The following is an 8841-nucleotide window of genomic DNA, read 5'->3' on the forward strand; positions in this document are numbered from 1 at the left end:
GTCCAGGATAAATTCGGTGCTAATCTTGAAAGATTGAAGCAATCGATCGGTCACTGTTTAGTGTGCAGAACCATTACCATGATATTTGTCGGAATCATAAAAACCGTTACGGGTGCCAAAGAATAGCACGCCAAGCACAAAAGGAATCGTGAGAATTGGTAAGATAATTTGAACGCTCATAATTTAGGGGTTAGGCTTGATAGTTTTAGGCTTTAGGGAATTAAACTCCCGTCTTTAGTCGAGATTTTGCGGAGCTTACTCATCTATTATCTAACGATCGATCGATCGACTGCAACAATTGTTAACCATTCTTGATGAGAGATCGTCAATTTGTGGCTAATTATAGGAATTTGCGGGCGAGGAAATAAGCCGCAATCGATTTGGCATCAATCGGTTCGCCATCAAAAATCGCAGTTTCAAATTCAGCGGGAGTCATCAATACGATACTAATATCTTCATCGTCATCACCCGCAGGTTGGACGGCTAATTTCTCTAAATCCTGTGCTAAGTAAGCATAAATAATTTCATCGCAATAACCAGGTGCGAGAAAAAATTCACCTAAATTCTGCCATTTTCCAGCGCGATATCCTGTCTCTTCTTCAATTTCTCGCGCAATCGTTGTCGCCGGATCTTCACCTACTTCTAATGTACCTGCGGGGAATTCTAAAATCCGTCCTTGAGTAGGAAAACGGTATTGCTTGACTAACACTAATTTTCCATCGGGAGTAATCGGTACCGCTAAAGCACCGCCAGGATGATGGATACATTCCCATTCGCCGATCGCACCATTAGGTAATTCGATTCGATCGACATTAAAAGAAAATTTACGTCCTTGATAATGCAGTTTCTTCTGAATAATTTTAGCTGGTTCGTTTCCGAGTGGCATGGTTTAATTAATTGATAATTGATAATTGCGGATGCGCGCTCGTCGGGTTCCCCGACGGTTTAGCGCACCAAGCAGATAATTAATAATCGATAAGATGTAGGGTGGGCATTGCCCACCATCTAGATTATAGACCTAATTACTTCCTATTCTTGAAGTAACTTAACTCCTGAATATTCTAACTTGTGACAGAGGGTAGCGATCGAGTGTCCAGATTTGGGTTCGATCGAATCGGGGGCAATTTCGGCTAATGGTACGAGCACAAATGCCCGCTCGATCATTCGGGGATGGGGAATCTGTAGGGTTGGAAGATCGATAATTAAATTATCGTAGAGCAACAGATCTAAATCTAACGTCCGCGCACCCCAAATCTCCTGACGCACCCGCCCAAATTCGGATTCGATCGCCTGTAAAATATTCAATAAATCTAGTGGTGCCAGACTAGTTTCAATCGTCGCACAACCATTAATATAATCTGGTTGAGGTGGCCCAATTGGATCTGTAAGATACCAACTAGAAATGGCTAATAGCTCAATCTGGGGATGCTTTTGTAATCGATCGATCGCGCCAATTAAGATCGATCGAGAATCGCCCAAATTACTCCCTAACCCGATCGCACACAAACTTAATTCTGACATATCTCGACGCTTTCAACTTTCAACTTTCAACTGCTTTAACGCTTTGCCAAACCCGATCGCGATTGCGATATTAGAAAGCGTCAAAAAAACTTCAGCTCCACCATGCAACCAATCGACATTAGCCAGCGACTTATGCAAAGTAAATTGAGCATATATCCCTGCCGGAATCGTCACTGCGACGAATACTAAAGTCAGATAGAAACCAATTAAAGCAATCTTAGGCGTTTCAACTTTCTTGGTCATAAACCAAAGAAATCCTAAGTAGGGAAACAAGGACAGTGCAAATAAAGATTCTTTAGAAAATACCGATCCAATTATCGAAGACATATACTAACTTTCAACTTTCAACTTTCCACTAATATTCCAAGCCGCCAAACACATCGTCAGATTACCTAACACCGTCATCGCGGCTTGGAGCGTAACCAACCATTCTAAATCGAGAGTATTATCGAAAAAATGCCAGGTACAGGCACACATCGCACTCACTAACGCAGGTAACATCCCAAACGAAAGACTCCGCCATGCCAGATTACCACTAGCTTCGGCATACAGCCAAATCAACCAAATTGCTGTCATCCACTCAATGACGCTAGAAATATGAATAATCCAAGTCGGAATCGAGAGTACGTGCATCTAAAATTATGTTAGTTCTTTGCTGTCTGAATAGTCTCCTTCTGTTCCATCGTAATATCTTTTTAGAGTAATCTATAAAATCCCGAACCCCCAATCTCAAATCCCAAACCCCAAATCCCAAACCCCAAATCCCCAATCCCCAATCCCCAATCCCGAACCCCGAACCCCCAATCCCCACAAAATAACTAGAAATTAGCAGAGCGATCGAGCACAATAGAGAGATGAACCAGGTAAATTACTTACGAATTAGCCTCATCGATCGCTGCAACTTTCGGTGTCAGTATTGTATGCCCGAAGGGGCTGAATTAGAGTATCTCCATCGCCAGCAACTTTTGACTGATGATGAGTTGTTGACTCTGATTCGGGAAGTGTTTATCCCTGTCGGTTTTACCTGCTTTCGGCTGACTGGGGGAGAGCCATTGTTACGTAAAGGGGTAGTCGATATCGTGCGATCGATCGCGAGTCTACCACAGACTCAAGACCTCTCGCTTACTACGAATGCCTTTCTACTGGCAGGGATGGCGCAAGATTTATATCAAGCTGGACTCCGACGGGTGAATATCAGCCTTGATTCGCTCCAGGAAGCTACCTTCGATCAGATTGTTGGCAATATTGGTAGATCTCGCTGGCAGCAGGTCTGGGATGGGATTCTTGCCGCCGATCGAGCGGGATTTGAACCGCTCAAGTTAAATGTAGTAGTCATTCCAGGAGTCAATGATACCGAAGTATTGGATTTAGCGGCTTTGAGCATTGACAAACAGTGGCATGTCCGCTTTATTGAGTTTATGCCAATTGGTAACGATGAATTATTTAGCGATCGAGGGTGGATATCTTCAGAATTAATTCGTCAGCAGATTCGGGAAAAATGGGGATTGACGGAGGCGCATGTACGTGGAAATGGCCCTGCGGACGTATTTACCATTCCAGGGGCTAAAGGCACACTAGGATTTATCAGTCAAATGTCTGAATGCTTCTGCGACAGGTGCAATCGAATGCGTCTATCTGCTGATGGTTGGTTGCGCCCCTGTTTGCTCAATGAAACCGGACAATTGGATCTCAAAAATTCACTCCGCAACGGTGTATCTACAGCAGAATTGCGATCGCAAGTTCGAGATTTACTCGATCTCAAACCAGAAATTAACTATAAAGGTCGCGAATCTGGAACTACCGGATCTTATCACCGCACAATGTCCCAAATTGGTGGATGAAAAATATTTTTTAGCGTTAACTTCACAGACTCGATCGATATTTCTAGATACAATTTTTTAAGATGTTACCTTAAAAAAGATGCGATTTTGAGATTTAAATCGCATCTTTACTTTGGGGAAAAGTAACTACTAATTAATAATTATTAAACAGCTTTCTCGTAAATATAAAAGTCAGCAAAAGAACCAGTCGTGTAATCACCTTGATATGGATATTTGTTAGGAATATGTTCCTTTAGTTTCCAGTCAGATTGATTCGCCTCGATCCATGTGGTAAATTTGCGATTCTTCACATGTGGTGCGCCAGAGCCAGCTTCATCTTCATAATTATTTGAGTAAATAATTACATTGCGAGTAGCTGCATTAAATAAGCTACTGATATAATTCTCAAATACTTCATCTTCGACTAGATGATAAATAACATCTAGAGATAATGTTAGATCGCTGGTTTTTCCATCATATTTCTGCATTAACTCAAACGCTTTGCTACTGTCAGTAGCAAAGCGTTCTTGGCATAAAGAGATTATCGTACTACTTATATCGAGTCCGAGATAGTTGGGGTATTTTGCCAGCGTCAATTGGTTCCCATCACCACAACCAAATTCAATCACAGTTTCTATGTTCTCCTTAGCAACAAATTCATTGAGAATTTCTGCTTTAAACTCTGCAAATTTGTCGTATGAGCCAACACCGGAATTGCCGCCCGCAGCATATCGATCTTCCCAATACTTGCCCGAGTCGGTAAAGGCTGCTGACGTTGAGCTATTTCCGGCTATTTGCGAGTAAATTTGTTTGGCTAAATTACCAATAACTGGAATTTTCTTGATTTTTTCTTTCATGTATTTTGTGAATGCACCAGCATCATCATAATGCGTTATCCATAGATACATCTTAACTCTTTATTATTATTTCAACTTTTAACTCAATTTAGTAATTGTCCGATTGCCATGAGACTAGCTGTATCTAAATACTGTTTGTTATTTGCTACTACCGATTGTAGAAAACTTTTTACTCGCTCGTCTTCGATCGACCAAACGACTTGACGATTGGAAATTGCCGCAGTCACAATTGTATTGACTTGAGCGGCGGTAAATTCTGAATAATAGCTTAATTTCTCGATCGCTATTTGAGTAGCAGATATTGATTGACTGTTAACAAAATCTCTGATTAGAAACTCTTTGTCTCTCGCGCTAGCTAGGGTAATATTAGGGAACTGTTCCTTGCAGAAGCTAGACAATCGTTTGTAAAAGTGAATTTTTGTCCGCTTTCTGTTATTCCATTCAGTTAGTAAAAAGTCACTGAATTCATCGTCATTGAGTGCCGAGCAATAGTCTTTATCACCAGTAATAAAATACAGATCTTCGCCATCTGCTGTTTCGGCAAGCAAGCATTCCCAATTAATCGCATCGCCTAAAGAATTATTCTTGCCAGGTGGATTCCCTACCCCCATCCTAAACCGCGCTCGATCGAGTATCTCCGGACTATTCTTAAGCTGTTTACCTAAGCTGAATAAAGACTGAATAATGAGATCCGCTTTTAGAGTTTTGGTTTTAATATCTATGAGAATCTTTGTAGTTAAAGATGCATGAGCTTGCTCGTAATGCTTGAGTGATTCTCTCAGGACATCGATTTCTGGATAGTCTTCGCATAATTGCGGAAATTGGGGATTGAAGGTTTGAGTACGGAGTGATTTGATCGCTCCATCAATCCGTTGTTCGCGGTTTCGATAAAACTCGTCGATAATTTGATCTGTGAGTAACAGTGTAATTTGTTGTTTGTCGATTGCCTCGATCAGTTTACTCAGTTCGGCTAAATCTTCCTGATTGAGTGCATAAAAAGATAGCAGAATATTTGTATCGATGAAAAGCTGCATATCTTAATTTAGGGGATGGTGAATAGTGAATAGTGAATTTAAGGATATTTTAAACCGCAAATCCTTGTCCAGTCGCAATCTGCGCTTTGTGCTCACCGTATTGACCGGATCTGCCGATAGCAGCCGATAAGTTGTCGCAGCAAAAATACATACGCACTATAATAAAATGTGAGCTGATTTACGGGCTTTTATCGCAAATATGGTACAAAAATCCAGTTTGTGTGTAAGTTAAGATTGGGTGTCTCTATTTATCCAACATCTCTACAGAACATACCATGACAGAACATACCACGATCGTCAAATATCTATCTACAGCGACATTGATTATATCGAGTTTATTTGCGGGAACTAGTATCAGCCAAGCACAGACGACTAATAACCTGCCTCAAACTGGCTTTATTGGCGACGGTTCCAACGGGAATACCAATGGACAAACCAATCAGAATAATAACCTCAGCAATGGCCAAAGCAATAATCAAAATAATGGTCAAAGCAACACTCAGCAGATTAATTATCCCGCCATCCCGCTGAGTCCCGTCATTCAAAATCCAGTTAATACGGAAAATGACTTTGGATTAAATTTGGGTGGCGCACTTAATACGATCGATGGTCGAAATATAACTCTATACTTAGGGATTGTCTATCAACCAGGGCGCACGGACGATCACAATGCACGGATGGCAAAATTGAAGTCGGAAACCCAGGTACTCGAATCTCAGAAACAAATTACCCAAACCCAACTACAACTGCTCAGACAGCAAGTGTCCGAGCAAGAAATTAGACTGCGGAGAATGCAATCGATCGAACAAGTTGCGCCTAAATAATCAATTTATTCAGCAGAAAAAATTTATATTTAATTATATCCCCAACTTCTTCAAAAGTCGGGGATATGTCTTTACAGCTTGAATATTCCGATATTTGACGTTATTTAGCTCTGGGGAGATTCTCCCAAGATCGATTTGATTCCTTCCATTGTTGCCGGAATGTTACTGGGGTCCATAAACATTACTTTACTACTATCGCTCTTGCCAATATTATTACCCATTTCTAAATATCCTAACGCTAATAAGATTTCGATCGCTCGTTTTGATTGAGGATTGTCTTCTAGCTGTTTGCCAATAATCCCTGCAGAAGCAGCCACCCCTTGAGCCTTGAGCACCTGCTGTTGGCGTTCGGCTTCTGCTGCTAGCAATACTGATTTTTGCTGGGCTTCAGCATCCAGCAGCAAGGCATCCGCTCGACCTTTAGCCGCATTTACTGCTGATTCTCGCTCTCCTTCCGATGTCAAAATTGCTGCTCGTTTTTTTCGCTCCGCAGACATTTGTAATTCCATTGCATCCATCACTGCTTTAGCTGGAATCAAATCGCGGAGTTCCACCCGAGTGACTTTCACCCCCCAAGGATCGGTAGATTTATCCAAATCCTGCAATAGTAGTTCATTGATTTGATTGCGAGCTGTAAAGGTTTCATCTAATGATAGTTGTCCCATTTCTGCTCGAATTTGGGTGAGTACCAAGTTAATCATCGCCGCTTGGAGATTTTCGACACGGTAGTAGGCTTTTTCCATGTCCAAAATTCGCCAGTAAACAACCGCATCTACTGTCACAGAAACATTATCCCTGGTAATACATTGCTGGGGTGGAATATCAATTACTCTTTCTCTAATAGTTTGCTGAAAAGAAACTCGCTCTAACATCGGAATCAAATAATTTAGGCCAGGTTGGAGCTTTTTACCTGTGTACTTACCCAATCTTTCAACTAGAGCTTCATCGCCCTGATTAACAATTTTAATCCCAGACAAGCCACCAAAACCGAGAATGGCAGCAATCATTAAAGCAAATGGTTCCATAACAGTATTCTCTAAAATTAAATTTTCAACTTTTATTTGGGGCTTACACACTCATCTCAGCATCTCTGGCGTTCCCGTAGATATAGTAAAAGAAAGTATTGTAAACTATCAAAAATAGATCGTGTCTTTCCTTTTAACCTTCTTCTAATAACTCGAACTCATCACCATAAGTACGGGAACGCCACACCCCTGAACGCCTAATCTTTAATCCCAAATTGATGCATTGGCATAACAATTAGCGTGGTACCTTCACGATCGACTACATGCAATAGATCGTGAGGTTCGATCGATTCTACCCCATCGGCACATTTTGCGCGCCAAGAGGCTCCTTCATATAGTACCCGCCCAGTTTGGTTGGGCATCATTGCTGTCAAAGCTTCTGCTTCGGTGGACTCTTGAATTTTCCTGGAGGTACGCTTTTGATTGATGCGATAGCCCAAAGCAATTAATCCGCAGGACAATAACATCCAGATTGCGATTTGAACCCCGAACCATGATGGGAGCAATAATGCTACTAGTGACACCAACAAGGCACTCACACCCAGACAAACTGCGGTAAAGGCAGTTGGAATCACCAGTTCGATTAGGCATAGTGCGGTGCCGATTATCAGCCACAATCCGCTGGGACTAATCTCGATGCCACCGATCGTAATTTGACTGAGCCACATCATAATTTAGTTGGAATCGATCGTTTATTCCCACGATAACCAATGAAACCCCGAAATGACAAAAAGATATTCGCCAGAGGCTACGCCAACGGAACTCAAATCTAAACCTTTCCTAAATATCGCTGAAGATAAGGTGAAAACACCTCATAAATCAGCGTCAAAGGCTCACCACGGTGCCAAAACACATAATGACGACCCCAAAATGGCCCAGCCTCCCCAAACGCCTCAGCCAGCACTGAAGACTCACCATAATAAATCCCTTGCACATCCCGATACAATTCTGTCCGTAACTTCGCTAAACTCGCCCAAATCGGCAAAGACTTATTCTCCAGATACTCATCCACATGACGCGCCTCCCACCAGGAAGTCGCATAAGCCAACCTTTGCCCCGAAGCTGTCCGCAGCCAGACCTGACGGCGGATTCTCGGTCCTGGAACTACCTGTAAAGAACTCGGCGCACCATCATTATCCATCCCGATCGCGGACATATCAATTACATCTACCTCCGTTGGCTCTCCCGTTAGCAGTTGTAGATGTCGCGTCGGCGAACCGTCGCCTAGTAATAATATTTGCCATGCAGGTGGCAACTGTTGATGTGGTAAACCAGTTTGAACCACTTCAGCTCCAGCTTGCCAGATCGGACTAAGTGCATTCCAGCTCGTCGCAGCAGTGTCGCCTCTACCTGGAAAAATCGAGTTGTTACTATTGAGGTCGATCGTGGTAGCCACAAGTGTTAATGAATCTTAATATTACTTCTTACTATCATACAATCTATTTTTAGACCACGGTATCTCACTAGCTTTAGCCAAACAGGCGGGAATCCCCAGCCCATAATCTTTGATTTGGGTCGAAAAGATCAAACTTCGCGATTAATTTACTCGACATCACTTGCGGCGATTTTTTGGACGAGATTTTTTCTCCTGTTTGCGCCTCGATCTTTTGTCGCAACACCATTGTAGAGATCGCCTGCTGATTGGGAGAATTGCTGAAGAATTGCAGGATAGGATGAGCGATTCATGAATTTTCTCTACTCAAGCATCTAGATTTACAGGCTATTGCTAACATTAGATCGATTTAATGTTAGCCACCTGA

12 protein-coding genes are annotated in these 8841 nt (G+C 42.2%); 2 read left to right on the forward strand and 10 right to left on the reverse strand.

What is annotated here, in order from left to right; genetic code table 11:
* Positions 1-340: 340 nt before the first annotated feature.
* The 4 genes from RMO55_RS21660 to RMO55_RS21675 form a co-directional block, all read right to left on the reverse strand.
* The gene (locus tag RMO55_RS21660) at positions 341-886 is read right to left on the reverse strand and encodes an NUDIX hydrolase (RefSeq protein WP_310430200.1); all 546 of its coding nucleotides are present in this window, start codon (positions 884-886) and stop codon (positions 341-343) included.
* A 143-nt stretch (positions 887-1029) separates the two neighbouring features.
* Positions 1030-1521: a 2-amino-4-hydroxy-6-hydroxymethyldihydropteridine diphosphokinase gene (gene folK, locus RMO55_RS21665; protein WP_310430201.1), complete on the reverse strand. Its 492-nt coding sequence runs from the start codon at positions 1519-1521 to the stop codon at positions 1030-1032.
* 12 nt (positions 1522-1533) lie between these two features.
* Entirely contained in the window at positions 1534-1848 is a 315-nt protein-coding gene (locus tag RMO55_RS21670) for a DUF3593 domain-containing protein (protein WP_310430202.1), read from the reverse strand.
* Positions 1849-1851: 3 nt separating this feature from the next.
* Positions 1852-2154: a DUF2499 domain-containing protein gene (locus RMO55_RS21675; RefSeq protein WP_310430203.1), complete on the reverse strand. Its 303-nt coding sequence runs from the start codon at positions 2152-2154 to the stop codon at positions 1852-1854.
* A 221-nt stretch (positions 2155-2375) separates the two neighbouring features.
* Here RMO55_RS21675 and moaA point away from each other — a divergent pair, with 221 nt between their 5' ends.
* The gene (gene moaA, locus RMO55_RS21680) at positions 2376-3362 is read left to right on the forward strand and encodes a GTP 3',8-cyclase MoaA (RefSeq protein ID WP_310430204.1); all 987 of its coding nucleotides are present in this window, start codon (positions 2376-2378) and stop codon (positions 3360-3362) included.
* Between the two features lie 143 nt (positions 3363-3505).
* On the opposite strand, the gene RMO55_RS21685 is transcribed toward moaA, so the two are convergent.
* On the reverse strand, positions 3506-4198 hold the full coding sequence (locus RMO55_RS21685) for a class I SAM-dependent methyltransferase (protein WP_310430205.1): 693 nt from the start codon (positions 4196-4198) through the stop codon (positions 3506-3508).
* 83 nt (positions 4199-4281) lie between these two features.
* A complete protein-coding gene (locus RMO55_RS21690) occupies positions 4282-5232 on the reverse strand; it encodes a PIN domain-containing protein (protein ID WP_310430206.1) in 951 nt (316 codons plus the stop codon).
* Positions 5233-5507: 275 nt separating this feature from the next.
* Between RMO55_RS21690 and RMO55_RS21695 the strand changes: the two genes are divergently transcribed.
* Entirely contained in the window at positions 5508-6056 is a 549-nt protein-coding gene (locus RMO55_RS21695) for a hypothetical protein (RefSeq protein WP_310430207.1), read from the forward strand.
* Between the two features lie 104 nt (positions 6057-6160).
* Here the strand turns inward: RMO55_RS21695 and RMO55_RS21700 are convergent, their stop codons facing one another.
* The 4 genes from RMO55_RS21700 to RMO55_RS21715 all read right to left on the reverse strand — a co-directional run bounded on the left by RMO55_RS21700 (position 6161) and on the right by RMO55_RS21715 (position 8767).
* Positions 6161-7081, reverse strand: a complete 921-nt coding sequence (locus RMO55_RS21700) for an SPFH domain-containing protein (RefSeq protein WP_310430208.1) — start codon at positions 7079-7081, stop codon at positions 6161-6163.
* Positions 7082-7278: 197 nt separating this feature from the next.
* Complete coding sequence (locus tag RMO55_RS21705) at positions 7279-7752, reverse strand: NfeD family protein (RefSeq protein ID WP_310430209.1); 474 nt, start codon at positions 7750-7752, stop codon at positions 7279-7281.
* 98 nt (positions 7753-7850) lie between these two features.
* A complete protein-coding gene (locus RMO55_RS21710; RefSeq protein ID WP_310430211.1) occupies positions 7851-8441 on the reverse strand; it encodes a chorismate lyase in 591 nt (196 codons plus the stop codon).
* Between the two features lie 182 nt (positions 8442-8623).
* The gene (locus RMO55_RS21715) at positions 8624-8767 is read right to left on the reverse strand and encodes a hypothetical protein (protein WP_310430210.1); all 144 of its coding nucleotides are present in this window, start codon (positions 8765-8767) and stop codon (positions 8624-8626) included.
* Positions 8768-8841: the final 74 nt, after the last annotated feature.

The sequence above is a fragment of the Chamaesiphon sp. VAR_48_metabat_135_sub genome, assembly GCF_031418915.1.
GTDB lineage: Bacteria > Cyanobacteriota > Cyanobacteriia > Cyanobacteriales > Chamaesiphonaceae > Chamaesiphon.

Bases quoted from the DNA above. Each gene is read 5' to 3' on its own strand.
- moaA (WP_310430204.1), top strand. From the start codon at position 2,376: ATGAACCAGGTAAATTACTTACGAATTAGCCTCATCGATCGCTGCAAC.
- RMO55_RS21660 (WP_310430200.1), bottom strand. From the start codon at position 886: ATGCCACTCGGAAACGAACCAGCTAAAATTATTCAGAAGAAACTGCAT.
- folK (WP_310430201.1), bottom strand. From the start codon at position 1,521: ATGTCAGAATTAAGTTTGTGTGCGATCGGGTTAGGGAGTAATTTGGGC.
- RMO55_RS21705 (WP_310430209.1), bottom strand. From the start codon at position 7,752: ATGATGTGGCTCAGTCAAATTACGATCGGTGGCATCGAGATTAGTCCC.
- RMO55_RS21690 (WP_310430206.1), bottom strand. From the start codon at position 5,232: ATGCAGCTTTTCATCGATACAAATATTCTGCTATCTTTTTATGCACTC.
- RMO55_RS21715 (WP_310430210.1), bottom strand. From the start codon at position 8,767: ATGAATCGCTCATCCTATCCTGCAATTCTTCAGCAATTCTCCCAATCA.
- RMO55_RS21700 (WP_310430208.1), bottom strand. From the start codon at position 7,081: ATGGAACCATTTGCTTTAATGATTGCTGCCATTCTCGGTTTTGGTGGC.
- RMO55_RS21675 (WP_310430203.1), bottom strand. From the start codon at position 2,154: ATGCACGTACTCTCGATTCCGACTTGGATTATTCATATTTCTAGCGTC.
- RMO55_RS21685 (WP_310430205.1), bottom strand. From the start codon at position 4,198: ATGAAAGAAAAAATCAAGAAAATTCCAGTTATTGGTAATTTAGCCAAA.
- RMO55_RS21695 (WP_310430207.1), top strand. From the start codon at position 5,508: ATGACAGAACATACCACGATCGTCAAATATCTATCTACAGCGACATTG.
- RMO55_RS21670 (WP_310430202.1), bottom strand. From the start codon at position 1,848: ATGTCTTCGATAATTGGATCGGTATTTTCTAAAGAATCTTTATTTGCA.